This is a genomic window from Acetobacter oeni, assembly GCF_011516825.1.
Lineage (GTDB): Bacteria > Pseudomonadota > Alphaproteobacteria > Acetobacterales > Acetobacteraceae > Acetobacter > Acetobacter oeni.
The window spans coordinates 47,499-73,922 of record NZ_WOTA01000009.1; the positions used below are offsets into that span (position 1 = coordinate 47,499).

Consider the following 26,424-nt stretch of genomic DNA (forward strand, 5'->3'; position numbering starts at 1 on the left):
TGCTCCTATTTCCTGGCCAGAATCTGTTCAGCCAGCGTGACAATGTCACTGGCTTCAACACCTTCCGGATTATGCAACGTCTTTTTCGCAACAGCCTTCTGCTCTTCAGACGCGTGCTCGGCACCCTTCAGAACAAAATTCGCAATCTTCTCAACTTCAGCCTTCGTCAGCAGCTTCGGCTGCTTACGCGCTCTCTCCGCCAGTTCATGCAGGGCGGATGTTTCATGCGGAAGCGGATCATGTGCCATCGTCGTCTCCATCTGAGTCAGAAATTCTGTGCGCCCTTCACCATCCGGCGGCAAGAGGCGATATAAAAACCATCAGCTACAATCAGATGGAAACGTCGATTTCATGCAGTCCGGTCGTCTCATGCTTCCCCGGATGCCCGGCATGGAACGGACCGCTGTCCGTCCCGACATCAGACAGATCGGCAATCGGCAGACGCTTCCACTGTCCACCCGGGGCATCACCCTTTTTGTGTTCATCGCTGCCAACATAAATCAGCACCCGATCCTCACCATCGCCTTTCCCCACGGCATGGGGAGAACCGACCAGAGCACGTCCGTGATATGTAAAACTGACATTGCTCCGGCTTTTTACCGCAGCACATAGCTTGTCGCGTGTCGACATGCAGACATCTCCTGTTTCGAATATTACAAAAACATTGGTAACGGAAGGATTCCCGTCAAGGACACCGCATGTTTTCTTTCATGATATGTCTTATTTACACCGTGCTACATTGAATTTCGTTTTGCCGCACAGATCAGACACAGTGTTGTGGTGTTTTTTGCATTAAAATCGCAGGCCTCTGTCCCCTCATCGGGTCACTCGCCGCATCTCCTCCGAAAAAAGAGGAACCTATCTTTTGACTGACACGACCGCTCCCGCCCCTCATAGCGGGTGCTGCTGACACGAAGACAGCACTACCTGCCGGGCGGGAGAAATGTCCGCGTGCTCAGCTGCTTTCGCCACGGAGGATGTGATGACGGAAGCGGTTCCCCCTCAGACTGCCGTCGTCACAAACCGGCCCTTGCGAAAATCATCGAAAGCCTGAGCAATTTCCGCCTGGCTGTTCATCACGAACGGCCCCTGACCGACAATCGGCTCGTTCAGTGGCTGCCCCGTCAGAACCAGCACCATCGCATCCCCGTCCGCGCTGAGAGACACCGTCTTCCCCTCGCGGCTGAGCAGCAGCATCTCCGCCTCGCCAAGTTCTCCGTCACCCCCCTCAACCGTGATGTGCCCGGTCAGCCCTACAAGCATCGCGGTATGCCCCTCGGGCAGATCCAGTGTGAGCGAAGCATCCCGTGTCAGACGCAGATCCCACACATTAACCGGCGAAAACGTCCGCGCCGGCCCGGTCCGGCCCATCAGTTCCCCGGCAATAACCCGCGCCGTGCCCGCGCCATCCGGCAGTTCCACAACCGGAACCTGCGAGGCCGTAATCGCCTGATAGCCACCCGGTGTCATCTTGTCCTTCGCCGGCAGATTCACCCAGAGCTGCACCATCCGGAACGGCCCGCCCGTCCTGGCAAAAGACGGCGCATGATACTCCTCATGCAGAATACCACCGCCCGCCGTCATCCACTGCACATCGCCCGGACCGATAATGCCGCCATGCCCGGCGGAATCCCGATGCTCCACCTCGCCGTCATAAACCAGCGTCACCGTCTCGAACCCGCGATGCGGATGCTGACCCACTCCGCGCTGCCTGTCCGTCGGCCCGAAATTATACGGCCCCGCATAATCGAGCAGCAGAAACGGGCTGATCGCCTCCCCGAGACCGCCGTAGGAAAAAAGCGACCGGACAGGAAAACCATCCCCGACCCAATGCCTCTGATTGTTGCCAAAGCGACCCGTGATCGTCTTGTCCATGTCACGCCTCCCGTGCGGCCAGTCCCGTTATGAAACCGCGCTTATGCCCTTAAGATGGTGACGCCTGACAAATGCAAAAGGTGGCAAACCCCGACGCAGCAGAAAACTGAAGACGTCTTAAAAAGGTATGGCTCGCCTTATGCACGCTGCCCCGACACTCTGATCCGTCGATCAACAAACCGGTTTCCAAAGGCTCCGGCCTTTGGCGGGTTTCAGGGCAGCGTCCCGAGAAAAACAGCAACACCACCGAAAGCAGAACCATCAAAAACCTTACCGGCCACACGTATCGAACCGAAACACCATAAAGGCCCGAACGAAAACAGCCCGCCAGCGTTATGGACGCATAGCGCTCGCATAACCGGGAAACCGCGACATGTCCGATTACGAACTTTACTACTGGTCCGTGCCATTTCGCGGTCAGTTCGTCCGCGCCGTCCTGGCCTGGGCCGGTAAAACCTGGACAGAGGGCGGCGATGCTGAAATCTCAAAGCTGATGGCAGAGCCGGTAAAAGACATGCCGGTCCCGTTCATGGGGCCACCCATGCTGATCGACAAAAAGGCACGCTTCGCCATAGCCGAAATGCCGGCTATTATCCTTTATCTGGGTGAAACACTCAACCTCATGCCCGCCACCCCGGCTCTGCGCGCCCTGACCATGAAGATCGTCAACGATGCCAACGATGTCATCGACGAGATCACTCTGGATGGCGGTCGCGAAATGTGGACGGAAAAACGCTGGCACGATTTCGTTCCGCGCCTGAAAAAGTGGATGTCTTTCTGGGATGAGATCGGAAAGCGCCACGGCCTGAAAGCAGAGTCCGGCTTTCTGCTCGGTGGCGAGGCGCCGGGTATCGCCGATGTCGTGACAGCCACCCTGTGGTCAACCATGACAGACCGCTTCCATAAGATCGAAGCAATCCTCAGGGAAGCCGCTCCCATGACCGCCAGCCTGACCCGCCGGGTCGCAGCCCTGCCTCCGTTGGCCAGCCTGTCCGCCCAGGCCCGCCAGAACTACGGAGACGCCTATTGCGGCGGACAGATCGAGGCCTCGCTGCGTAAGGTTCTGGGAGCTTAGCCGGAACTCATGGCTAACCAACCCCCGTAAGGCTCGTGATCCCAGCAAATCGTTTTATTTCCGGCGCCCGAATATTCCGAAAAGACTCTGTTCACGTCAGGTTCTGCTGTTTTTCTCAGGGCCTTGCCCGGAAATCCGCCAGAAATCCGTGGCGCCTGCCGGGTTCGGACAGAGCCCGCGCCGTTTCCCCTTACGCCCCCTGAATCCGCCCGATCGTCGCCGTCGTCGAATGTCCCGCCCGCAGATCCGCCAGCACCAGCTTTCCCCCGCCGGCAATGACCTCCGCGGCACCCACCACGTCCTCAGGCCTGTAATCAGAGCCCTTCACCAGAACATCCGGCATCAGCTCACGGATAATCTCCAGCGGTGTATCTTCGGAAAACGCCACCACCGCATCCACGGACCGGATCGCCGCCATCACGGCCGCCCGGCTGGCCAGCATATTCACCGGCCGTGTCTCACCCTTCAGCCGCCGCACACTCGCATCGTCGTTCAGCGCCACAATCAGCCGGTCACACGCCCCCCGCGCCGCCGCCAGCAGACTGACATGCCCCGGATGAATGATGTCGAAACACCCGTTCGTAAAACCAACGGTCAGACCATGCGCTTTCCAGTCCGCAATCTGTCGCTTCGCCTGCACTGTGGTCAGCAGATGCGGCGCCTCCTCCGGCCCGTCCTGCGCCTGCAATTCACGGATGACCTCGCCAATATCCGCCGTCGCCGTCCCCAGCTTGGCCACAACAACACCCGCCGCCGCATTCGCAACCCGCATCGCCTGATCGAAAGCCATGCCGGACCCGACCGCCAGCGCCATCGTCGCAATCACCGTGTCGCCCGCGCCGGAAACGTCAAACACCTCCCGCGCGCGCGCCGGGACCGCAATCGCCTCACCCCCGGAGGGCACCAGCATCATGCCCTTCTCGGAACGCGTCGCCAGAATCGCATCCGCCTCGGCCCGCGCCATCACCCTGCGCGCCGCCTGCTCCACACTGGCATTATCCGAAACGGCCATCCCGGCCGCCGCCGCCAGCTCCTTCGCATTCGGCGTAATACAGGTCGCCCCGCGATAGTGCCGGAAATCAGGCGTCTTCGGATCGACAAACACCGGAATATCCCGCAGCCGCGCCTCGCCGATCAGATGACGCACCACCATGCTGTCACAAACACCCTTTCCATAATCGGAAAGAATCACAACATTCGCTTCCTCCAGCCGCGCATCGATCGCCTGACACAGCAACTCCGCCTCTTCGGTCTGGAGGGGCAGACGACTCTCCTCATCCGCCCGCACCACCTGCTGATGCGCCGCAATGAACCGCGTCTTGCAGATCGTCGGACGACGCGTCGTCGCCACCAGCATTTCCGAAACCTGCGCCCGGATACGCAATGTATCCCGCAGCGTCACCGCCGCGTCATCCTCGCCGACCAGACCGATCAGAATGGCCCGCCCGCCCAGCGAAATCACATTGCTCGCAACATTGCCCGCGCCACCCGGCATCTCCGTCCGCCTGTTCAGCAGCAGCACCGGCACCGGCGCCTCCGGAGAAATCCGCTCCATGTCGCCATAAACAAACCGGTCCAGCATCACATCGCCGACACACAGAACGGTGATCCGGGAAAAATCCATAACGTCAGCCCAAAATCAGCCGAGAAAACCGGCAATAAAATCCGCAAGACCCGTCTGCCTGACAGTGCGCAGCCGCGCCGCCGTCAGAATAGCCCGCGCCTCGAAAATCGCCCGGTCCAGATCCGCATTGACAATCACATGATCGAATTCCCGCCAGTGCGAAATCTCCGCCAGCGCCGCATCCATGCGCCGGGCAATCTCATCCGCCGCATCGGAATCCCGCCCCTTCAGACGCCGCTCCAGCTCGGGCAGGGAAGGGGGCAGAACAAACAGACTGACCACATCCTCCGGAAGCGCCTCCCGGATCTGCCGGTGCCCCTGCCAGTCAATGTCGAACACCATGTCCAGACCAGCTTCCAGCGCCGCCTCAACCGGCGCGCGCGGCGTGCCGTAACCGCGCCCGAATACCGTCGCCCATTCCAGAAGCTCGCCCCGCTCCGCCATGCGCTGAAATTCATCCATCGTCCGGAAATGATAGTGAATGCCCTCCGTCTCACCCGGGCGCGGCTGCCGTGTCGTGATGGACACCGAATGTTTCAGCCGCGGCTCCGCCGCCCGCAGCGCATTCGCAATGGTCGATTTTCCGGCTCCCGAGGGCGCCGAAATGACAAAGCAGACGCCCCGCCGGGAAACGGGAGAAGGGGGGGAGGGAGGCTGTCCGTTGCGTATCATTGCGGCGTTCATGGCTCCTGCGTCTCAGTTCCCGGCGCCGTATTCCGGCACTCAAAATCCCGCCGGAGAGCCATTCTGACCCGCCGGTGTCGCCCTTCTACCAGCACCAGGTTAATAGAGCGACCATGAAACAGGATTCTTTACTCATCACCGGAGCCGCCTCAGGACTGGGACGCGCGCTCGCCCTCACCCATGCCGATAAAGGCGTTACCCTCCATCTCATCGACCATCACGAAACCGACCTCGCCGACACCGCCACACGCTCGGAAGCCCTCGGCGCCCGCGTCGTCACCCACACACTCGATGTCGCCGATGCCCCGGCCATGAAAACCGCCGTCACCAGCGCCGGACAGCTCGACCTCGTCTTCGCCTGCGCGGGAATCACCGGCGGCACCCGCCCCGGCCCGACCCCGGACGCAGCCCCCACCGAGCCCGAAACACAGATCCGCCGCATGGTCGCCACCAATCTCGACGGCGTGCTCAACACCGTCCTGCCTGCCATCGACCTCATCCGCCGCCAGCCCCGCGCCGCCGATGGCATGCGCGGCCGCATCTGCGCCATCTCCTCGGTCGCCGGCGTCGTCTCCTTCCCCGGAACCCCGACCTACTGCGCCACCAAAGCCGCCGTCGACCGCTTCATGGTCGCCACAGGCGGCAATCTGAAACGCGAAGGCGTGATCCTCTCCTCCGTCGTCTGCGCCTTCCTCAATACCCCCATGGTCGCGACCAACAACTTCCCCATGCCCGGCCTCACCCAGACCTGCGACGCCGTGGAAAAAATCATGAAAGGCATGGCCCGAAACCAGCGCCGCATCGTCTTCCCGAAATGGATCGTCGCCGGCTCGCGCTTCATGGACCTGCTGCCCGTCCGGCTGGCCGAAAAATACTATACCACCCAGCCCATTGGCGCCGCCGGAACTATGCCGGTGACAGACGCCGCCGACTGATTCTGCCACGGATACGAACGGGGAGGGGGTCACTCCGCGCCCCCTTGCCCTGTTGCGAAACCAGAACGACTATGGTGACACTATGCTCCGGTTCCCATTTCACCAGGCCAGGAAGCATGGATGCACGTCAAAGCTTTCGATTATCTGCGTGTCCTTGCTGAAACAGGCTCACTCCGTGGTGCCGCGCAGAAAATCGGCATCACCCCGACCGCGCTGACACGGCAGCTCGAACATCTCGAATATTTCTTCCGCACGCCTCTCTTCGAACGCGAACAGCATGGCGTCCGGCTGACAGCCGCCGGCGAAGTCGTCATGGAATCCGCCGGACGCGTCTCCCGGGAACTGGCCATCAGCCACCGCCGCGTCGAAGACCTCAAAGGACTCAGACGCGGAACCGTCAGAATCCGCGCCTCCGGAAGCACCCTCACCAGCGTCATCGCCCCGGCGCTGGACGCCCTGCACCGCGATTACCCCGGCCTGCGATTTGTCATCGAAATGTCCGGCGCCCCGCAGATCGCAAGCGCGCTGCTCTCGGGCGAAGCCGATCTCGGACTGACCCTGTTCGCCCCCGATCTCTCCGAACTGACTCTCTGCGCGCGCCTGCCCGTCGTGCATTCCGCCATCATGTCGCCCACCCACCCGCTGCGAAATAACACCAATATATCCCTGCACGACCTGCGCGATCAGTCTCTCTCCCTGCCGGATGCGGGTTACTTCGTCAGACAGGCCTTCGACCGCGTCATCCGACCCGGCGAACCCGACTTCGACCCTGTCTTCATGAGCGGCTCTTTCGATCTCCAGATCGATCTCGCCATGCGGGGATGCGCCGTCCTGCTGCTGCCCGAATTCACCTGCCGCCCTCTCATCGATCGCGGACTGCTCTGCGCCGTGCCGCTTCCCGCCCGCCTCCGGGTGCCCACGGCGCTCGACCTCCTCAGAGCCTCGCATCGCCCGCTGTCCCACGCCGCGCGCGTAACGTCCGCCCGGATAGGCGAAATCATGGCCCGCCTGACCTGAAAGACTTCTGAAACCATCCCCAGACTCATGCCACGTTTTGCGGAGCAGACTGCTCACAATAACACGGTAGCAAACAGAAGCCGCACCCCCTTAAAGTAAATTCGTTATCGTAACCATTCGCCGGTCGCGCGATAGCGAAAACAGAAAAGGGACAGATCATGACTGAATTATCCGGTCGGGAGCTTCTTGAAAAATTCCGGACCCGCAGTCTGTCCCCGCTGGAATACGCCAGAAGCCTCGTCGCCCATATCAGCAGATGGGAACCCGCCCTCGGCGCGCTCTACCTCTACGACCCCGATAAATATCTCGCCGCCGCGAAAGAGTCCGAACAACGCTGGTTCCGTGGCGAGCCGAACGGCCCGCTGGACGGCCTGCCCGCAACCGTCAAGGAACTCATCGCCACGAAAGGCGACCCGGTGCCGCAGGGCAGCGCCGCCAGCCCGCTCATCCCCGCCCCCGCCGACGCCCCGGTCGCCGCCCGCCTGAAAGAGGCCGGCGCCATCATCTTCGCCAAGACAACCGTTCCCGATTTCGGAATGCTGTCCTCCGGCCTCTCCACCTTTCATACCCTCGCCCGCAACCCGTGGAACCTCGCCTGCAACCCAGGCGGCAGCAGCGCCGGGGCCTCAGCCGCCGCCGCCGCCGGCTACGGCCCGCTTCATGTCGGCACCGATATCGGCGGCTCCGTCAGACTCCCCGCCGCCTGGTGCGGCATCGTCGGCTTTAAGCCCAGCCTCGGCCGCATCCCCGTCGATCCTTACTATATCGGTCGCTGCGCCGGCCCGATGACCCGCACCGTCGGCGACGCCGCCCTGATGATGCCCGCCCTGTCCGCCCCGGACAGCCGGGACGCCACCAGCCTCCCGCCCAACGACATCAGCTGGGAGTCCTGGTATCGCGGCACAAACGTCAAAGGCCTCAGAATCGGCCTGATGCTCGAACCCGGCTGCGGCCTGCCGCCGGAAGACGACATCCGCGCCGCCGTCGAAAACGCAGCCGCGAAATTCGCCGCACTCGGCGCCGACATCATCCCCGTCGCCCCTGTCATGACACAGGAAATGCTCTCCGGACTGGACGATTACTGGTCAGCCCGCTCCTGGGCGGAACTGCGTAAACTCCCCGAAAGTGATCAGGAGAAAATCCTGCCCTTTATCTGGCAATGGGCCTCACGCGGAAAAGACGTCGATGGCGTCAGAGCCGTTGACGGCCTCGGCCAGACCTTCGCCATGCGGAAAGCCTGCGCCGCCCTGTTCGATACCGTGGATGTCGTGCTGTCCCCGACCACTCCCAATGTCAGCTTCCCCGCCGAAGCCGCCGGCCCGACCAACGACCCGGAACGCTCCTTCGACCATATCGTCTACACCGTGCCCTGGAACATGTCGGAACAACCCGCCATTTCCCTGAACTGCGGCTTCTCGCGTGACGGCATGCCCATCGGCCTCCAGATCGTCACTCCCCGTTTCGCCGATCTGGAAGCCCTGCAACTCGCCGCCGTCTGGGAAACCCTCCGTGGCCCGATCACAAACTGGCCATCGCCCCCGGCCAGCGGACTGCGTTAAAAAGAAACCCACGACGAAAAAAGGGTTTTTCGGGGGTTCATCCCACATCCTGAAAGGAACGCAGTCGCTTCAGCTCCATGCAAAAACGGCGGGCGGGCCGCCCGGCCTTTCAGGGCGCGGCGCAGAACATCCGCCGCGGATTTTTCAACACGCCCGGTTTCGCTGTATGCTCACACCGCCACTCCTCTGCGACGCCCGGCTGAACAACACAAACAACAGTCCGAACAACGGAAGGATGTGACTCCGGAATGTCATCACGCTTCAGGATCGTCATCGGGCTGGGCCTGCCGTTCTTCGCCGTCCTCGCCCCGATGCCCTGGCTCTCGTCCGGCCCGCTCACACTCGGCGGCTTCCCGGCCGCGCTTGTGTGGCTGTTCGCCTGCCTGCCCCTGACGTCCCTCTGCATGGCCGTCGCCTGGACACTGGAAAATCACGCCTCTCAGGACGAGGAGTGATCCCCGGATGGCCTCAGCCGTTTTCGCCGCGATAATCCTCCTGTCCTTCGTCGTCGCCCTCCTGTCACGGCGCAATCACACGCAACAGGACAGCCGGGATTTCTTCACCGCCTCCGGTCAGTTCGGCGGCCTCCTGGTTTTCCTGCTGACCGTCGGAGAAACCTACAGCATCGGCAGCATCATGGGCTTTCCCGCCGCCGCCATGCACCAGGGCCTGCCCTTTATCGACTGGTTCCTCGGCTACATCGTCCTCGCCTACCCCGTCGGCTATTTCCTCAATCCCCTTCTGTGGAAAGCCGGAAAACACTACGGCGCGCTCACCTTCGCCGACCTGTTCAGAGCACATTACCAGAGCCGCTTTCTCGAAATCGCCGTCACCCTCAGCACCATCTTCTTCCTGCTGCCGCTCGGCGAACTCCAGATGGCCGGACTGCTCACAACAATCGAAGAATTTCACTGGTCCGCCTCACCTCTGACAATCGCCACCGGCGCCGCGCTCCTGACCTTCTCCTGGCTCGCCCTCTCCGGCGTCCGCGCCCCCGCTTTCGTGTCCGCCATCAAGGATAGCATCGTCGTCATCGCCATCGCGCTCATCGCCTTCGCAGTCCTCCGCCACAGCTCCTGGCACGACCTCGCCGCCGCCAGCCGCGCCATGCCGCTCTCCACACCAAAGGGCAACGTCTATGCCCTCACCACCATCCTTACCCAGGCCCTCGGCTTCTGCGTCGCCCCGCAGACCATCGCCTTCATCTTCACGGCAAAATCCGCCCGAACGGTCCGGCGAAACCAGATCGTCATGCCCCTCTATATGCTGATGTTTCCGCTGCTTCTGCTCAGCGCGCTCTACGCCAGCGCCACCGGACTGCCTGTGACCGGGAAAAACTCCGTCTTCATCGCCGTCGCCTCCGCCCTTCTGCCCTCCTGGGGCTTCGGTCTCGTCGCCGCAGCCTGCGCCCTGTCCGGGCTCGTCATCCTCGCCGGAATCTGCCTCTCGATCGGCTCGCTGGTCTCGCATAACCTCGTCCAGGGTCTCCCGGACGCCCGCCAGAAAAGCTGCGCCAAAATCGTCATCACCCTGTATCTGATCTTTTCCGTTTACGCGGCCATGCACTTTTCCATTCTCATGCCCGAACTCACAACTGTCTATTACTTCGGCATCACCCAGCTCTTCCCCGCTGTTCTCTGCATGGTCCTGCGCTTTCCCGTGCCAGCCGATTTCGTCGCCGCCGGGTTCCTCGCCGGCGAGACCCTGTCTCTGCTTCTGGCCTTTTTCGATATTTCTACAGGCGGCGTGAATGTCGGTTTCATCGGCCTCCTGCTCAATGCCGCCATTGCCGCCACAGGATATGTGCGCAGCACAAAATTATCCCGGCCCGGACTGTAAGTTTCATATGCCGGAAACACCCTGTCCGGATCCGGGCCTGACCGGGAAATTTCCTTTTTCTGATCGCCGGCCTCATCTCCCGCGACGCAACGGAAGAAAAGAAAATATCCATGCGGTCAGCAGGCAGGTTTCCGGTTTCACGGCCTCTGGCCGGACCCGCTTTGAAACAGATAAGCCTTTCATATATAATGGTTGTTCCGGAATGTATTTTTCAGAACGGAAAAAGCGGGCCGCGTGCCGCAGAAAGCGCACCACCCTGCTCCGCTTTTCGGTCTCGCTCTTTTTGTTCTGGGTATGCAACAGTCCTGGTCAGACGCCCATTCCCCGCCCGCCGATGCGAACTGTACGGAGACGCCCATGCTTCCGGTAAAATTCCGTCCACCACACCGTCTGTTCCGGGCCGGCCCCGACACGGCAACAGCCAGCGGAGCGGTGAAACCGAAAACCGGAATGATCGGTTGTCTCCGTGCAAAAATCCAGCGTCCCGGTGAGTATTACACCACGGCAGGGGCACTCCTGTGCTGTTCGACATTGTTCACATATCCCGCACTGGCCGCGCAACCAGCCAGCCCGGACAGACCCGCCGCAAAACACGCCCCGGCAAAGACAGCCGGAACGCCAGGTGCCCCGCATAAAACCGTACCGGCACAGCCGACAAAAAGCCCGGTCAGAAGCGTCACGTCCACCGGTCCCGTGGAAGAGATCATGGTCACGTCGGAACACCGGCGTCAGAACCCGCAGAAAATCGGCATATCGCTCAGCATCATTTCGGCGCGCGAACTGGCCGCGCGCAACGTCAACGATGTGTTCGACCTGCAATATCTGACCCCCTCGCTCCAGGTCACACCCCAGTTCGGCAGCGGGCAGCCCGATTTTGAAATCCGCGGTATCGGACACCAGGATTACGGATCGTCGAACGTGTCTCCCGTCGGCGTCTATATCGATGAAGTCGCCAATCCCGTCCCCTACGCCACCAACGGCCTGATGTTCGACATCGCCCGTGTCGAAGTCCTGCGCGGCCCGCAGGGCACTCTTTACGGCCGCAACACAACCGGAGGCGCGATCAATTACATCCTGAACCAGCCAACCGACACCCTCAAAGCCGCCGTCAATGTCCAGGCCGGTTCCTTCAGCGCCCAGAAATATGACGGCTACGTCTCAGGCCCCGTCGCACGCGGCATCAAAATGCGTCTCTCCGGCGAAAGCCAGCAGGGTGGCGCCTGGCAGTACAGCGACGCCGGCGCCCATCTTGGCAACGTCAACCGGACTGCGCTCCGGCTGCTGACGGATATCAGCCTGACCGACACCCTCAAGGCGCAGATCAATCTCCACGGCAGCCTCGACGAGTCCGACAGCACCGGTCTGCATCTGTTCGGCCCCCTCACCACAGCCGCAACCTATGGCACCGGCCCCGTCGAGCCGCAGGATTACGCGCGGGACGTCACCCACTGGGGCACATCCGCCTCGTTCGCGCGCCTCATCGGTGTCAGTCCGAATGCCAAACCGTATCACCACGTTAAGACAGGCGGAGGAAATTTCCGGCTCGATCAGGAATTTTCCTTTGCCACACTGAGCAATCTCGCCAGCTACGATGTCTCGGACCGTCGCGAATACGATAATTTCGACGCGTCTTCGATGGCCATTGCCGATGTCGCCTTCAACAGCCGTGCAAACGTCTTCCAGGACGAACTTCGTCTCGTCTCAAAGGGCAATCACCGCCTGAGCTGGATCGCCGGAGTCTATTACGGAAACGAATACCTCGCCGACCAGTATCTTTCCGGCTTCATGGACGCATTCGGCGTGAATCAGGGCGTATTCTACAGCCAGACCGTCAATACAATCAGCGGTTTCGGACAGGCAACTTACAAAATCCTCCCGAACCTGACCCTGACCGGAGGCCTGCGCGTCGAACACGAATCCCGCGAACTCCACAACTACCGCGCCTATTCATACGATGCGGCAGGCGACATCACGGACCCGGACAACTCCGTCCGCAAACGCTCCCTCGATTATACCCTGCCGTCGTGGAAAGCAGAGCTGCAATATACACCAACGCGAAATGACATGGTCTACGCGTCCGTCTCGCGCGGAATCAATTCCGGCGGCTTCACAACCTACAACACATCGAACGCCTATGCGTCCTCGAACCCGTACCAGCCCGAAAAGCTGCTGGCCTACGAAATCGGCAACAAACTGGATATTCCCCAGGCCAACCTGCGCCTGAACGTGTCCGCGTTTTACTACGATTATCATGACCAGCAGGTTCTCTCCGCCGAGGTCAACAGCCAGGCCGGGCTCATCGGCGCCCTCGTCAACGCCCCGCGTTCCCACATGGCCGGCGGCGAGTTCGAACTCGACTGGTCCCCCCTCCCGGGCCTGACCCTCACCCAGTCAGGCGGATGGGCCGTCGGACAGTTCGATCGCTTCAGATCAGTGTACAGCGATTACCGCGTCGGAGATACGTTTTATGCCATCTACGAGAATAAGAAGGGCGTGTCCCTGCCAGCCCCGAAACTGACATTCAACGGCTCGGCAACCTATCGCTGGCAGATCGGCCGCTACGATGTGAGCCTCGGCATGAACTACAGCCTGCGCTCCACCTATCGCTCCCTGTTCGGCACAATGTATAACGTCGCGGGATATACCCTCTGGGGCGCGACCGCGTCCTTCGCCCCCCATAATGGCCGCTGGAGCCTGAGCGCATTCGGGAATAACATCTTCGACAAGAAATACGACGTCACCCGGAATTTCTTCCTCTCGGGGGACAACATCGCACTCGCCGGAATGCCAGGCACCTACGGAATCCGCTTCGGCGTCAACTACTGACACAGAACGAAGTCCGAAAAACAGGAGGCAGAACTACCTTCCATGAACAGACGCACCCTCCTTGCCGCCACCGCCGCCCTTCCGCTTCTCGCGGCCCGCAAAAGCCACGCCGCCGCTCGTCCCGACCTCGCCCATCCCGGCCCCGGCCATGTCGGTCCGCTCAATCTCATCACCGATGTCGCGGGCCTGGCCATCGGCGAAGCCCACGACGGGAAAACCCGCACCGGCGTCACCGTCATCCTGCCCGACCAGCGCTGCACCGCCGCCGTGGACGTGAGGGGAGGCGGCCCCGGCACCCGCGAGACAGACACCCTCACCGCCGGCAACCTCGTCCGCAGCGTCGATGCCATCGTCCTCTCCGGCGGCTCCGTCTACGGCCTCGCCGCCGCCGACGGCGTCGCCGCCTGGCTCGGCGCGAAAGGACGCGGCTTCAGCATGATGACACAGCCCGGCGTCCCGCCATCGCCCATCGTCCCCACAGCCATCCTGTTCGATCTCGCCAATGGCGGCGACAAGAACTGGGGCCTCAATCCCCCCTACCGTTCCCTCGGGCTGGCCGCCGTCGAACACACCACGCGGACATTCAGCCTCGGCACGCACGGCGCGGGCTACGGCGCCGGGGCGGGCGCGCTCAAAGGCGGCCTCGGCTCAGCCTCCTTCGTCACCGGGGACGGCATCACCGTCGGCGCCCTCGTCGCCGTCAACAGCCTCGGCTCCGTCATCGTGCCCGGCACCCGCAATTTCTGGGCCGGCGCGCTCGAAGCCGGAAACGAAGCCGGCGGCCTCGGCGCCACCGCGAAACACGTCGACGAAGAAGACTGGGGCCTCGCCAAACTCAATCCCGCCGCCCGCGCCAACACCACCATCGCCTGCATCGCCGTGGACGCCGATCTCGACGCCGACGACCTCAGACGCATCGCCATGATGGCCCAGGACGGCCTCGCCCGCGCCATCCGCCCCGTCCACTCCCCCTTCGACGGCGACGTCATCTTCGCCCTCTCCACCGCCCGCAAACCGCTCCCTCCCGGTCCGCGCCCGCTCGCCGTCGCCCGCATCGGCGCCCTCGCCGCCGATGTCCTCTCCCGCGCCGTCGCGCGGGGCGTGTTCGAAGCCACCCTGCCACCGGGGATGACAGGCCAGACCTGGAAAATGCTGCCCGGATAAAGATTTTTCCGGGGCGTCTCAGGACTCTGCCTGACCCCCGTCAGAGCACATCACGCAAAGGCATATGCTGTGCACGAAAATCTCCGCAGCCCGGTTCATCAGGCAGAATGGCGTGCCCACAGCCATAATCGCCTGGTCACGCCGGGGAACAGCGGCCGCACAGAAGTCCTCTCCCCCGATTTTTAGGATATTCAATGAGAGTAAAAAACTGTAGATATTTAGCCCGAGGTTTACTCCTGCAAGGGAATATTATGATTTCCGGACCCATATCCGGCCCCGTGGGGCGGATTATTGTCTGCGCCGGGCTTTTAATCCCCGGAGTGTCTCTGGCAATCCGGGCCGAGGCTAAAACTGTGTGCTTACCGGATAATGCTTCGGTCGAAATGTTCGGGATCGTTCACGAAGTTTCCGGTCGGGACAAACACTCCGGTCGGTTATATTCGTATTTCACTATAGACGCAGAGCAGTTTTACTGTGTCGCAGGACAGGACGTCGACGAACGGAGCGCCACCCCCACCTACAACATTGCGCTGACACCACGCGAGGCCGGAAAAGACCAGAAAGAATTCGGACCGTATGTGGGTTACCGCGTAAAAGTGACCGGAACACTCTCTTCGTCCAGTCGGGGCGGTCCGCTGTTATTCGATAAAACAATTGAACGCAGAACCAGAGAAAATTAGCACATCGACTCTCATCGTCTGACGCGGATTTTCCGTTCACCAGTCGCCGAACCCGTGAAATCATCAGGCCCGGTCCTCGATACCGGAGCGCGAACCTGAAGAGCCTCTCCCCGCCAGTCTGAATCATAACTCTCCGGCCCGCCGTCGGAGCGCCCCGGTACCATATCAGCGCTGTTCGCAACACCTTCCAGGCCCTGTCCGTTACCGGTGAACTCCGACTGACACACACGTCACAGGGCATCACGATCCATGCCCTGCCTTCATCCCGACCCGGAGACGGTCAGGAAGATTCAGATCGTTGTGATATGCGGCATGTCAGGAGCCGGACGGCTGGCCGGGTCCTGACAGAACCCGCATTTGCAAAACCCGCAGCGACCATTAGTTTCGGGAAACCTCTCCCCGCACACGGACGCCCGCCCTTGCCGCATGACGCACACGGTCTCATGGAAGACCTCTCCGCCGCCTCCGTCTGCGATCCGGTCCCCGCGTCCCGCAAGACCATGTCCATCGACCGCGTCTTCTGGAGCCACTTCTCCCCCAATCTCGGCCCCGGCGGATGGGTCACCGGCGCGCTCCTCGTCAGTCTCGGCCTCGATCTGAAAACCGGCATCCTCGCCATCCTCGCCGGTAACATTATCGGCGCGCTCCCCGTCGCGCTCGCCGCCGCCATCGGCCCGGCCACCGGCCTCACCCAGATGGAAGCCTCCCGCATGGCCCTCGGACGCATCGGCGTGCGTCCGCCCTCCTTCCTCAACTGGCTCTACTGCGTCGGATGGGACGCCGTGAACAACGTCCCCGCCGCCGCCGCCCTCATGGCCCTGCTGGCCCTGGGCAACGCCCCGCTGCCCTTCTGGCTCGCCCTCGGCCTCCTCGCCGGCACCCAGATGATCGCCTCCATCTACGGCCACCACGTTGTCCAGGCCCTGCAAAAATACCTCGGCGCTCTCCTGCTCGTCGTCTTTGCCCTGATCGGCGTCACCTTCGCGGTCCGTGGGGGCGCCGTCATCCACGCCAGCCATTCCGTCAGCCTCGCCACCTTCCTGCTCGCCGTTGGAATCCTCGTCAGCTTCAATCTTTCCTGGGCCACCTACTCATCGGACTACACCCGCTATCTGCCCGCCATCACGTCTCCGAAAAAAGTCGTCTCCCTGGCCCTGGCCGGACTGCTCTCCTCCGCCGTTCCCTTCCAGATCCTCGGCCTGCTCACCGCCACCAGCATCGCCGAACCCTCGCCAACCGCCGTCATCGCCAGCCTGCAACACGCCATGGGGCCGCTCGGACCCCTGGCCCTCGCCGCCATAGCGCTTTCGTCGATCACAGGTAATTCCTTCAACGACAACACCGCCAGCTACAGCCTCATCTCCGCCGGGATCCATATTCCCCGCGTCGCCGCCGCGATCATCACCGCCTCACTCGGCTACATCCTGGCCGTCGCGGGCGCCGGACAATACGCCAGCCTCTACACAGACTACCTGCTCGTCACGATGTACTGGATCGCCCCCTGGTGCGGCATCGTCCTCGCCGACTGGTACCTTACCGGAGGCCACTCCGCGGCAAAATCCGGCCCTTACGGACAGCCCCTCATCCCGCCACAGGGCTGGACACGGGGCGCCACCATCTTCGTCGTGACCTCCGTCCTCACCATCGCCCTCTTCTCCACAAGCTCCCTCTACACAGGCCCCGTCGCCCGCTGGCTCGGCGGCGCCGATGTCGGCTATTATATCGGCTTCTTCGCCGCCGCGATCTGGTACGCAGCCGGGCGACGACAGTAAGTCCCCGGCAAAAGCACCTCAGAACAAACGCATTATTCGCAACGAACCGGCCCGAAAAGGGGAAGGTCCCCGCCTGGACGCGATCAGTACCCGCTTCGCCATTCGTCTTTACCCTGCGCCCACACGCCTCAGCCTCGCCCGGGATCAGCCCGCCGGCTTCAGGTCTGAAGCAGACAGATTCCCCGCCTGACCGGCCTCCCTGCCGCCAAGCCGCCGCCGTTCATCCGGGGTAATCATCCCTTCAAGCGTATAATGGTCCAGCACAGTCATAAAAGACGCCAGAGCCTCCCCGAGAACACCCCGCAGGCGACAGACATCGGACAGAATACAACAGTGACCCGCTGCGGCCTGTTCCGGCTGCATGCAGGTCACAAGACCGAGATCCTCTTCCGTATAACGAACCACATCGCCAATACCGATCTCAGAAGCCGGTCGCGCAAGTTTCAGCCCCCCGTTTCGTCCCCGGGCTGTTTCAATGAAACCGCCAAGACCGAGCCGGTGAATAATTTTGACCAGATGATTTTCAGAAATTCCGTAAACCTGAGCGACTTCACGGATCGATACCAGGCGATCCGTATGAATACCGAGATAAATCAGTGTTCTCAGTGCATAATCAGTATGTAAGGTCAGCTTCATAATAAACAGTTAATATAGAATTGACTTTTTTTTCTACTACGATAAAAGGTGTAGAAATTATACATCTTACGAGGCAGTTATGACGGTCCCTCTGGACGACAAAACCCGCTCGGTTATCACAGCCTGTATTCCGGCACTGGAAGCTCACGGCCTGGCGATTACAACAGAAATGTACCAGCGCCTCCTGACCCGTCCCGAAATCCGTGACCTGTTCAATATGTCGCACCAGAAAGACGGAGAGCAGCCAAAGGCTCTGGCACTCGCCGTCCTCGCCTATGCCCGCAATATCAGCACTCCCGGCAACCTGGCCGGAACGGTCGAGCGCATCGCCGAAAAACATGTCGGCCTGAACATCCTGCCGGAACATTACCCCTACGTCGCGGACGCCCTGCTGGGCGCGATCGCACACGTCCTCGGTGATGCCGCCACCCCGGAAATCATGGACGCCTGGGGGAAAGCCTACTGGTTTCTCGCCGATATCCTGATCGGCCGCGAAGCGCAGATTTACAAGGCCCATACCGACGCCCCCGGCGGCTGGACCGGATGGCGCGCGTTCTCCGTGCACAGACGGGTGAAGGAAAGCGAAACCGTCACCTCCTTCGAACTGATCCCGGCAAACGGCCAGCCGGTCATGCGCCATCAGCCCGGTCAGTATCTCAGCTTCCGCCTGGACGTTCCCGGTCACGGCACGCAGCGTCGCAATTACAGCATCTCTTCGGCACCGGGAAACGAGGCCTACCGCATCAGCGTCCGGCGTATTCCTGGCGGCACGGTGTCGGACTGGCTGCACGACAGCGTAAAACCCGGCACGGTTCTGCAGGTTTCCGCTCCGGCCGGTGATTTCACCCTCACCGAACCTGTGCCGCCCTCCGTGGTCCTGCTGAGCGCGGGCATAGGCCTCACCCCCATGATCTCCCTGCTGAGCACTCTGATCAGCGGAAAAACGCAGACAGCCGTAAGATACATTCACGGCACACGCTCAGCGGAAACAGAGGCTTTCGGCGAGGCCATCAGCTCCCTCGCCGCAAAAGGAACAATTCACGGCGACATCTTCTACAGTCGCCAGACCCCGCCAGAAAACACGCCGACAGCAGGGCTGACCCGTCACTCCGGCCGAATCACCCCCGAATGGCTGAAAGGCCAGATCGACAAAAACGCTGCGTATTACATCTGCGGTCCCGACAGCTTCATGCGCGATATGGTGACCACCCTGCGCACCGCCGGCCTGCCGGCCACGCAGATCCGTTACGAATTTTTCGGCCCGGCCGATGACGAAACTCTGGTCGCATAACACAGAAGTTCACGATTCATGTGTGGCACATATTTCTATCGTATAAAAAACCCTGTGCCGTGCAAAAGTTTCATGAATGGTCTGACTGGTCTTTGGTCCCGTTAAGTGTTGTTGCTTTTCTCAGGGTTTTGCCCTGAAACCCACCAAAGGCCGGCGGTCTTTGGAAACCTGTCTGTTTATTTATCAACAAATCCGGGTGCAGGGGCCTGTGACCCCAGCCGGGTGCGGGCAGAGCCCGGACGGACACAACCTGCGGAAAACCACACATTCAGCAGTTCCGAAACATTCATGCCAAAGGCAGGCAGAGCCTCCTCCCCCCTCTCTGCTTCGCCTTATCAGAAGAGCTTCATTCAGCCTTTTTTGCCATCAACAGAAAAATCAAGCGCATAAAACGACTGATCCGGAGAACGTTTCTGATTTGTAACGTGAATGGAAGCCGTCCGGGGCACCAGACAGTTCACCAGATAAACCGTGCCCGCGCCGCTCCCCCGGTTCCGATACGCTACCTGATAGTCGCCGGCCGCCAGCTCGCCCGATGCGTCAAACCGGATCGTCATCGTCCCCGTTCCGGCCCGCATCGCCGCAACGGACGGAAACACGACCGTCCCCGGCTCCAGAGAAACCGATTTCCCGTTCAGCGAAAAAGACAGATCCTCCGCAATCCGCTCCGCATAGGCATGCTTCTCCTCAGGAGAAAGCACGCCGTCACCATCCCGGTCCATCTGCCGGAGCACAGCCTCCGTCACAGCCACCCCAGGCGTCAGCCGTAACGTCAGTGCAATCCGGTTCCGCGCCAGATCGATCGTCGTAGCCTGCAAATAGTCATCCAGCCGATGTGCCGAAGCAGAAGAGACTACAGACATCAGTGCGACAGCCGCGCAAAGCGCATATTTCGCGATAGTCATTGCAGTGTAAACCGGCTGATCCCCGGTCCGCTCCTGCGAAACCGTGCCAGCGTCCCATGCTTCTCCGCCGCGAACGAAAACTGTATCGCTTCCCGGCCCGATGCGCCAAATGTCGCAGGAAAAGTCTTTGCCGCCGCAGCGACCGCGCGCGTCTGACTGACAGCCATACCCTCTCCCGAATACGCCGATACCAGCCCCGCCTGAACCGGAGCACTCTCTTCCATAACGGATGTCGCCGCCAGAAGAAGGCCGTCAGTGATAAAAAAACTCTTCCGCATCAGAATGCTGTTTCCCAGTCCGTTTTCCTGACAACCGGATCACGTTCCGTAACCGCAGCCGGACCAAAGGCTTATCCTGCCCCGCTTTCCGCGTTCAGAATACCCCCGCTCACCCGGGCCGATACCCCCCGTCACAATCAATGAAAATCATCGAAGCCGATCAGCGGTCTGCCCCGCAGAACCAGCTTTCCCGCGTCATGGCCCGCTTCGGTCTGACCCTCGCCAGATCGATCCGAACCGAAACACAGCTTCTCCTGAAAGAATGGAACGGAAAATGGCTTATGTCGGCAAATCCCGACCGGCTCGGTTCGCATTCAGTGTTGCTGCTTTCCTCAGGGCCTTGCCCTGAAACCCATCAAAGGCCGGAGGCCGCCGGAAACCGGTTCGTTCTCCCGGAACCCGCACCGGAAATCAGAATGGCCGCACGACAAACGCCGCGCGGCCATCATAAAACCCGTCAGCAGAAAGCGCTCAGCTCAGAGCTTCATTCCACCCGAAGCCTCGATCCTCTGCGCGTTTATCCAGCCCGTATCCGGCCCCAGCAAAGCCGCCACGGCCCGCCCGATATCATCCGGCAGCCCAACACGCCCAAGCGCTGTCACGGACGCGATGTAGCCATTCACATCCTTGTTGTCCCGCACCACGCCACCCCCGAAATCCGTCGCGATGGCCCCCGGCGCCAGTGTGTTCACAATGATCTTCCGCTCCGCCAGCTCCGCCGCCAGATACCGCGTCAGAACCTCCACGGCCCCCTTCATCGTCGCATAAGCCGAATAACCCGGCAGCGAAAACCGGGTCAGACCGGAAGAGATATTCAGAATCCGACCGCCATCGGCAATCAGTGGCAACAGCTTCTGCGTCAGAAAAAACACGCCCTTCAGATGAATGTTGACGAGAGAGTCGAACTGCTCCTCCGTCGTCTCGGCAAACGGCGCATGAATGCCAATCCCGGCATTGTTCACCAGAAAATCAAACCGTTCCGCGCGCCAGCCCGAAAGCGTCTCCCCGACAGCCCTGGCAAACCCGGGGAAACCCGCCGTATCCGCAACGTCGAGCTGCAATGCCTTCACCCGTCGCCCGGCCGCCATCAGCGCCCGCTCCGCTTCCTTCGCGCCACTGATATTGCTGCGATAGGTCAGAATAATATCCACGCCGTGTTTCGCCAGGTGCTGAACCATGCTCAGCCCCAGTCCGCGATCCCCGCCTGTTACAAGTGCAACTGGTGCAGCCGTCATCTTCTTTCTCCGCTTCCTGTGTCCTGCACACAGCCTACACCAAAGAGTATCCGGGATAATTCGGAAAATACGGACAATACCAGTCGTGAAACCCGAATAAACGGCTGTTCCGACCAATGCGGGCGGCTCACATAAACGTAATTCCGGTCCGGACCATGGAGTGTTGTACGCTGCAAAAAGCAGCCCCCACCCCGGAAAACCGGCATCAGACCGGAAAAATCCTTCGGCCAGCATCAGTGTTCCGGAATCAGCCCGCAGAAAAGGAAAGCGCCATGCCCTGGAAACCGGAAGACGCCGAAAAACACACCCACAAGGCCGATACGAAAACCCTGAAAGATCTCTGGGCTAAAGTCGCCAACGAATGTCTCGACCGCACCGGCGATGAAGGCCGCGCCATCCGCGAAGCCAATGCCGTCGTGGCCCGCAACGCGGAAACATAAGACCGGACCAGCCCCGGAGTTCAGCCGGCCCGAAGAATAGTCCGGCTGAAAAGCGCCCGAACCCCATCCGCGTCCACATCGACACACACAGCAGGGGAGGGGCGATGATCCCAGTCTCCCGGAGGAAACTTGCGCCCGTCAGGCTTCATCGCGGATTCCCCGTCTGAAATCCCGCCCCGCACGACCCGAACCGCGCCCGACACTGTGCGAAACAGCGCCGGATCGATCACAAAAGCCGCCGCGGACGCATCATTCACATAGATGCCGGGCAGACCAAGGCTTTTGTGAAAATCCATATAAACCCGCGTCACATCCCACAGGAAACGTCCCGCCGCACCGCCACGGTCACGCAGATCGGCGAAATACGCATCCGTCATGATTGTCCGCGTCGTGACATCCAGACCCACAATGGTCAGTGGCCACGAGGCCCCGCAAACCTCATCCGCCGCCCGGGGATCGCCATGGAAATTCGCTTCCGCTACCGGCGTGATGTTTCCACGCGCTCCGTTATATCCAAAAGCCCCGCCCATCAGCACGACATTTTTCACCAGAGATGCAATCTCCGGCGCTTTCCGCAACGCCAGTCCGAGGTTAGTCATATGCCCGGTCGCAATCAGTGTGATCTCATGCGGATGCGCCCGGATCAGATCGATCATCAGCTCATGCGCCGGCCTCCCGTCCACCTTGTGACGGATCGCCGGAATCGCAATATCCCCGAGCGCGTTTTTGCCATGAATGGACACCGGCGGTTCGGACGTAATCCCGTCCAGAGACGTCCCCTGTCCCATGGCCACCGGAGCCTCAATCCGGAATCTTTCCGCCAGGTACAGCGCATTCCGCGTCGTCGTTTCAATCCGACCGTTTCCCGCCGCTGTCGTGATCCCGATCAGATCAATCCCCGGCGTATAGCGGAGCAACAGCAGCGCCATCGTATCGTCCACACCCGGATCGGTGTCGAAAATGACCTTCTGCCGTACCGGGGCCGCCACAGCGGAGGACAGACGAGCCGATGCGCCGGCCAGAACCGCGGCAGACAGCGTATGACGAAGAAAGGAGCGACGAAGCAGGAACATGCCGAAAGTATTAACCGCCATACGCCATCTGACAAGTTCGGTTCCCGAACGAAATGTCTCCGGACCCGTGATCGACAGCAGCCCCGGCTCTGCCCGCAGCCGACAGGGTGCATCACATGAAGGCGTGCCTGCACGACGGCCTCTGCACCCCGGTCTGTTTATAAATAAACCGGTTTCCAGAGACCCTGGTTTTGAGTGGATTTCAGGGCAAAGTCCCCTGAGAAAAACAGCAACACCGGATGCGAATAAAGCCAGAGCCGTCATATACAGGCATAGTGCAGTCCCGCATCAGTCAGAAACCGGGGAGTCTCAGACCATGACCACCAAGCGTCCGCCGCTTCCGCCCTTCACCACCGCCGAAGCCGCCGTACAAAAAGTCCGCCTCGCCGAAGATGCCTGGAACACCTGCGATCCGCAGCGCGTCGCCGGCGCCTATACCTCCGACAGCCACTGGCGCAATCGCGATGAATTTCTGCAGGGCCATGATGCCATCATCGATTTTCTGAAACGAAAATGGAACCGCGAACGCGACTACCGCCTGATCAAGGAGCTATGGGCTTTCCATGACAACCGCATCGCCGTCCGCTTCATCTACGAATGGCACGATGAAAGCGGCGAGTGGTTCCGCTCCTACGGTAATGAATTATGGGAGTTCGACGCTCAGGGCCTGATGCGTCGTCGCATCGCCAGTATCAACGACACACGGATTTCCGAAAAGGAGAGAAAATTCCACTGGCCATCCGGACGCCGCCCCGATGACCACCCATCCCTGACCGAACTCGGCCTCTGAAAACCACAGACCACCCCCCCCCCGACCTGCTAATAAATCAGCAGGTTTCCAAAGGCCCCCGGCCTTTGGCGGGTTTCAGGGCAACACCCTGAGAAAGCACCGGCACTTAACGCAGACAGGACCTTTGAAAAGTCCACAACCCTTCGCCGGGTCCGGCCACTATCCGGAAAAACTTCCTCAGCCGCCAGCCTTCGCCAGCGCGTCAAACCCCTGCAACGTCCGGATCACCCGCGGCATGTCCCGCAGCGGCAGCATGTTCGGCCCGTCACTCGGCGCCCGGTCCGGATCGTCATGCGCCTCGATAAACACCGCCGCAACACCGATCGCCACCGCCGCCCGCGCCAGCACCGGCGCAAACTCACGCTGACCGCCAGACGACGCGCCAAGGCCGCCCGGCTGCTGCACCGAATGCGTGGCGTCATACACCACCGGATAACCCGTCTGCGCCATGATCGGCAGCCCGCGCATGTCGTTCACCAGCGTGTTGTAGCCAAAACTCGTGCCACGCTCACACAACATGATCCGGTCATTGCCCGTCGAGGCAATCTTCGCCGCCACATGGGCCATGTCCCACGGCGCCAGAAACTGCCCCTTCTTCACATTGATCGCAGCACCCGTCTCGCCGGCCGCCAGCAAAAGGTCCGTCTGCCGACACAGGAAAGCCGGAATCTGCAACACATCCACCGCTTCCGCCACCGGCGCGCACTGATCCGCGCTGTGCACATCCGTCAGAACCGGAATCTGAAAACGCTCGCGAATATCAACGAGGATCTGCAAGCCCTTGCTCATCCCGACACCACGCGCCGACCCGATACTGCTCCGGTTCGCCTTGTCGTAAGAACTTTTATAAATCAGACCGATCCCGGCCTCGCCACAGATCTCCGCCAGCGCCGCCGCCATGTCGATCGCATGAGACGCCGACTCAATCTGACACGGCCCCGCAATCAGAACGAGCGGCAGATCGTTGCCAATCGCAAGCTCGCCGACCGTAACCGCGCGGTTCATGCGGACACCTTTTTCCCGGCTTTCGCCTTTTCATTCGCCGCCCCGATAAACCCGGAAAACAGCGGATGCGGCGCAAACGGACGCGAGATCAGCTCCGGATGATACTGAACCGCCACAAACCACGGATGATCCGGATACTCGACAACCTCCGGCAAAATCCCGTCCGGAGACATGCCTGAGAATTTCAGCCCCGCCGCCTCGATCTTCTCGCGATAATGCACGTTCACCTCATACCGGTGACGATGCCGCTCCCGGATCGTCGTCGTGCCATAAGCCTCCGCCGCCCGCGAACCCTCCGCCAGCTTCGCCGGATAGCCACCCAGCCGCATCGTGCCGCCCAGTTCGCCACCCTCGCGCCGGCGCAGCATCTCGTTGCCGCGCGCCCACTCCGTCATCAGCCCCACCAGCGGCTCATCCGCCGGACCGAACTCCGTGGAGGACGCGTTCGGCATCCCGGCCAGATTGCGGGCACACTCGATCACAGCCATCTGCATCCCGAAACAGATGCCGAAAAACGGAATCCGGTTCTCACGCGCAAACCGGACAGCCTCAATCTTGCCGCCGGACCCGCGCTCGCCAAACCCGCCCGGCACCAGAATCGCATCCATGTCCGCAAGATGCTTCAGTGTCTCCGGCGATTTCTCGAATGCTTCGGACTCGAACCACTCCAGCTTCACCCGCACCCTGTTGGCGATCCCGCCATGCAGCAGCGCTTCGATGAGCGATTTATAGCTGTCCAGCATCGCCGTGTATTTGCCGACCACCCCGATCCGCACCTCGCCCTCAGGCTCGCGAATCGTATCAACGATGGACTTCCACGCCGACAGATCCGGCTCCTTGTCGAACGGCAGATGGAAATACCGCAGAACCTCGGTATCCAGCCCCTCCGCATGATAGGACAGAGGACACTCGTAAATCGTGTCCACATCCCGTGCCGCAATCACCGCCTCAGGCCGCACATTGCAGAAATTCGCAATCTTCCGGCGCTCGTTGTCCGGAATCGGCCGGTCGCAGCGACACAGCAGAATCTGCGGCTGCAAGCCGACATTCTGCAATTCCTTCACGGAATGCTGCGTCGGCTTCGTCTTCAGCTCACCCGCCGACGCAATCCAGGGCAGCAACGTGAGATGCACGACAATCGTGTTCTCAACCCCAAGATCGTTCCGTAGCTGACGAATGGATTCAAGAAACGGCAGACTCTCGATGTCGCCCACCGTGCCGCCAATCTCCACCAGGACAAAGTCCAGCCCCTCGGTGTCGGCCACAACCCGTTCCTTGATGGCGTCGGTGATGTGCGGAATGACCTGAACGGTCCCGCCCAGATAATCTCCCCGGCGCTCACGGGCGATCACGTCGGAATAAATCCGCCCCGTCGTCGTGTTGTCCGACCGCGTCGCGTTGACACCGGTAAACCGCTCGTAATGTCCGAGATCGAGATCGGTCTCCGCACCGTCATCGGTGACGAAAACCTCGCCATGCTGATACGGACTCATCGTGCCCGGATCGACGTTCAGATACGGATCGAGCTTGCGAAGCCGGACCTTGTATCCGCGAGATTGAAGGAGAGCAGCAAGAGCCGCTGAAGCGATCCCCTTGCCGAGTGAAGATACCACGCCACCGGTGATGAATACGAACCGCGTCATGGAAGGTCTCCCTACACTGCCCAGGGAGGGGGAGGGAAGGGCCGAATCACCGGCCTCCCCATTTAATCATCGAACTGC

At 61.1% G+C, this 26,424-nt stretch carries 25 protein-coding genes; 13 read left to right on the top strand and 12 right to left on the bottom strand.

Annotated elements, in window-relative coordinates:
- Nucleotides 1-5 precede the first annotated feature (5 nt).
- The 3 genes from GOB90_RS07780 to GOB90_RS07790 all read right to left on the bottom strand — a co-directional run bounded on the left by GOB90_RS07780 (nt 6) and on the right by GOB90_RS07790 (nt 1,875).
- On the bottom strand, nt 6-248 hold the full coding sequence (locus tag GOB90_RS07780; protein ID WP_146887222.1) for a hypothetical protein: 243 nt from the start codon (nt 246-248) through the stop codon (nt 6-8).
- Nucleotides 249-330: 82 nt separating this feature from the next.
- The gene (locus tag GOB90_RS07785) at nt 331-630 is read right to left on the bottom strand and encodes a hypothetical protein (RefSeq protein ID WP_146887220.1); all 300 of its coding nucleotides are present in this window, start codon (nt 628-630) and stop codon (nt 331-333) included.
- 372 nt (nt 631-1,002) lie between these two features.
- Nucleotides 1,003-1,875, bottom strand: coding sequence for a pirin family protein (locus GOB90_RS07790; RefSeq protein WP_146887217.1), 873 nt, complete (start codon nt 1,873-1,875; stop codon nt 1,003-1,005).
- Between the two features lie 373 nt (nt 1,876-2,248).
- Between GOB90_RS07790 and GOB90_RS07795 the strand changes: the two genes are divergently transcribed.
- Entirely contained in the window at nt 2,249-2,950 is a 702-nt protein-coding gene (locus GOB90_RS07795; protein WP_146887215.1) for a glutathione S-transferase, read from the top strand.
- A 190-nt stretch (nt 2,951-3,140) separates the two neighbouring features.
- Here the strand turns inward: GOB90_RS07795 and hldE are convergent, their stop codons facing one another.
- Together hldE and gmk are read right to left on the bottom strand one after the other, a co-directional pair.
- The gene (gene hldE, locus GOB90_RS07800; protein WP_146887213.1) at nt 3,141-4,574 is read right to left on the bottom strand and encodes a bifunctional D-glycero-beta-D-manno-heptose-7-phosphate kinase/D-glycero-beta-D-manno-heptose 1-phosphate adenylyltransferase HldE; all 1,434 of its coding nucleotides are present in this window, start codon (nt 4,572-4,574) and stop codon (nt 3,141-3,143) included.
- Nucleotides 4,575-4,589: 15 nt separating this feature from the next.
- On the bottom strand, nt 4,590-5,258 hold the full coding sequence (gmk, locus tag GOB90_RS07805; protein WP_242011876.1) for a guanylate kinase: 669 nt from the start codon (nt 5,256-5,258) through the stop codon (nt 4,590-4,592).
- A gap of 113 nt (nt 5,259-5,371) precedes the next feature.
- On the opposite strand from gmk, the gene GOB90_RS07810 reads away from it, so the two are divergent.
- The 9 genes from GOB90_RS07810 to GOB90_RS07850 all read left to right on the top strand — a co-directional run bounded on the left by GOB90_RS07810 (nt 5,372) and on the right by GOB90_RS07850 (nt 17,050).
- Complete coding sequence (locus GOB90_RS07810; protein ID WP_146887211.1) at nt 5,372-6,193, top strand: SDR family NAD(P)-dependent oxidoreductase; 822 nt, start codon at nt 5,372-5,374, stop codon at nt 6,191-6,193.
- Between the two features lie 120 nt (nt 6,194-6,313).
- Complete coding sequence (locus GOB90_RS07815) at nt 6,314-7,210, top strand: LysR family transcriptional regulator (RefSeq protein WP_146887209.1); 897 nt, start codon at nt 6,314-6,316, stop codon at nt 7,208-7,210.
- A 158-nt stretch (nt 7,211-7,368) separates the two neighbouring features.
- Nucleotides 7,369-8,769 (top strand): amidase, encoded by a 1,401-nt coding sequence (locus tag GOB90_RS07820; protein WP_173571989.1) that lies wholly within the window; start codon nt 7,369-7,371, stop codon nt 8,767-8,769.
- A 248-nt stretch (nt 8,770-9,017) separates the two neighbouring features.
- Nucleotides 9,018-9,224 carry a DUF3311 domain-containing protein gene (locus GOB90_RS07825; RefSeq protein ID WP_194300876.1) on the top strand — a complete coding sequence of 69 codons (207 nt, stop codon included), beginning with the start codon at nt 9,018-9,020 and terminating at the stop codon, nt 9,222-9,224.
- A 7-nt stretch (nt 9,225-9,231) separates the two neighbouring features.
- Complete coding sequence (locus GOB90_RS07830; protein ID WP_146887192.1) at nt 9,232-10,608, top strand: sodium:solute symporter family protein; 1,377 nt, start codon at nt 9,232-9,234, stop codon at nt 10,606-10,608.
- 234 nt (nt 10,609-10,842) lie between these two features.
- On the top strand, nt 10,843-13,434 hold the full coding sequence (locus GOB90_RS07835) for a TonB-dependent receptor (RefSeq protein WP_146887190.1): 2,592 nt from the start codon (nt 10,843-10,845) through the stop codon (nt 13,432-13,434).
- A 42-nt stretch (nt 13,435-13,476) separates the two neighbouring features.
- Nucleotides 13,477-14,598 carry a P1 family peptidase gene (locus GOB90_RS07840; protein WP_146887188.1) on the top strand — a complete coding sequence of 374 codons (1,122 nt, stop codon included), beginning with the start codon at nt 13,477-13,479 and terminating at the stop codon, nt 14,596-14,598.
- 251 nt (nt 14,599-14,849) lie between these two features.
- Nucleotides 14,850-15,278: a hypothetical protein gene (locus GOB90_RS07845; protein ID WP_146887186.1), complete on the top strand. Its 429-nt coding sequence runs from the start codon at nt 14,850-14,852 to the stop codon at nt 15,276-15,278.
- Between the two features lie 443 nt (nt 15,279-15,721).
- On the top strand, nt 15,722-17,050 hold the full coding sequence (locus GOB90_RS07850; RefSeq protein ID WP_146887205.1) for a purine-cytosine permease family protein: 1,329 nt from the start codon (nt 15,722-15,724) through the stop codon (nt 17,048-17,050).
- 144 nt (nt 17,051-17,194) lie between these two features.
- Here GOB90_RS07850 and GOB90_RS07855 read toward each other — a convergent pair whose 3' ends face one another.
- The gene (locus GOB90_RS07855; protein ID WP_146887184.1) at nt 17,195-17,686 is read right to left on the bottom strand and encodes an Rrf2 family transcriptional regulator; all 492 of its coding nucleotides are present in this window, start codon (nt 17,684-17,686) and stop codon (nt 17,195-17,197) included.
- A gap of 79 nt (nt 17,687-17,765) precedes the next feature.
- Here GOB90_RS07855 and hmpA point away from each other — a divergent pair, with 79 nt between their 5' ends.
- A complete protein-coding gene (gene hmpA, locus GOB90_RS07860) occupies nt 17,766-18,977 on the top strand; it encodes an NO-inducible flavohemoprotein (protein ID WP_146887181.1) in 1,212 nt (403 codons plus the stop codon).
- 350 nt (nt 18,978-19,327) lie between these two features.
- Here the strand turns inward: hmpA and GOB90_RS07865 are convergent, their stop codons facing one another.
- From GOB90_RS07865 to GOB90_RS07875, 3 genes are all read right to left on the bottom strand, one after another.
- Nucleotides 19,328-19,882, bottom strand: coding sequence for an EF-hand domain-containing protein (locus tag GOB90_RS07865; protein ID WP_242011877.1), 555 nt, complete (start codon nt 19,880-19,882; stop codon nt 19,328-19,330).
- The gene (locus GOB90_RS07870; protein WP_146887179.1) at nt 19,879-20,160 is read right to left on the bottom strand and encodes a hypothetical protein; all 282 of its coding nucleotides are present in this window, start codon (nt 20,158-20,160) and stop codon (nt 19,879-19,881) included. The genes GOB90_RS07865 and GOB90_RS07870 overlap by 4 nt, the downstream gene beginning before the upstream one ends.
- Before the next feature lie 476 nt (nt 20,161-20,636).
- Nucleotides 20,637-21,395, bottom strand: a complete 759-nt coding sequence (locus GOB90_RS07875; protein ID WP_146887177.1) for an SDR family NAD(P)-dependent oxidoreductase — start codon at nt 21,393-21,395, stop codon at nt 20,637-20,639.
- A gap of 272 nt (nt 21,396-21,667) precedes the next feature.
- Between GOB90_RS07875 and GOB90_RS07880 the strand changes: the two genes are divergently transcribed.
- Nucleotides 21,668-21,835: a hypothetical protein gene (locus GOB90_RS07880; protein WP_173571990.1), complete on the top strand. Its 168-nt coding sequence runs from the start codon at nt 21,668-21,670 to the stop codon at nt 21,833-21,835.
- A 20-nt stretch (nt 21,836-21,855) separates the two neighbouring features.
- On the opposite strand, the gene GOB90_RS07885 is transcribed toward GOB90_RS07880, so the two are convergent.
- Entirely contained in the window at nt 21,856-22,929 is a 1,074-nt protein-coding gene (locus GOB90_RS07885) for a nucleoside hydrolase (protein WP_242011878.1), read from the bottom strand.
- Nucleotides 22,930-23,224: 295 nt separating this feature from the next.
- Between GOB90_RS07885 and GOB90_RS07890 the strand changes: the two genes are divergently transcribed.
- The gene (locus GOB90_RS07890; protein ID WP_146887175.1) at nt 23,225-23,698 is read left to right on the top strand and encodes a nuclear transport factor 2 family protein; all 474 of its coding nucleotides are present in this window, start codon (nt 23,225-23,227) and stop codon (nt 23,696-23,698) included.
- A gap of 177 nt (nt 23,699-23,875) precedes the next feature.
- Here GOB90_RS07890 and kdsA read toward each other — a convergent pair whose 3' ends face one another.
- On the bottom strand, nt 23,876-24,703 hold the full coding sequence (gene kdsA / locus GOB90_RS07895; RefSeq protein ID WP_146887173.1) for a 3-deoxy-8-phosphooctulonate synthase: 828 nt from the start codon (nt 24,701-24,703) through the stop codon (nt 23,876-23,878).
- Nucleotides 24,700-26,346, bottom strand: a complete 1,647-nt coding sequence (locus tag GOB90_RS07900) for a CTP synthase (RefSeq protein ID WP_146887170.1) — start codon at nt 26,344-26,346, stop codon at nt 24,700-24,702. The genes kdsA and GOB90_RS07900 overlap by 4 nt, the downstream gene beginning before the upstream one ends.
- Nucleotides 26,347-26,424: the final 78 nt, after the last annotated feature.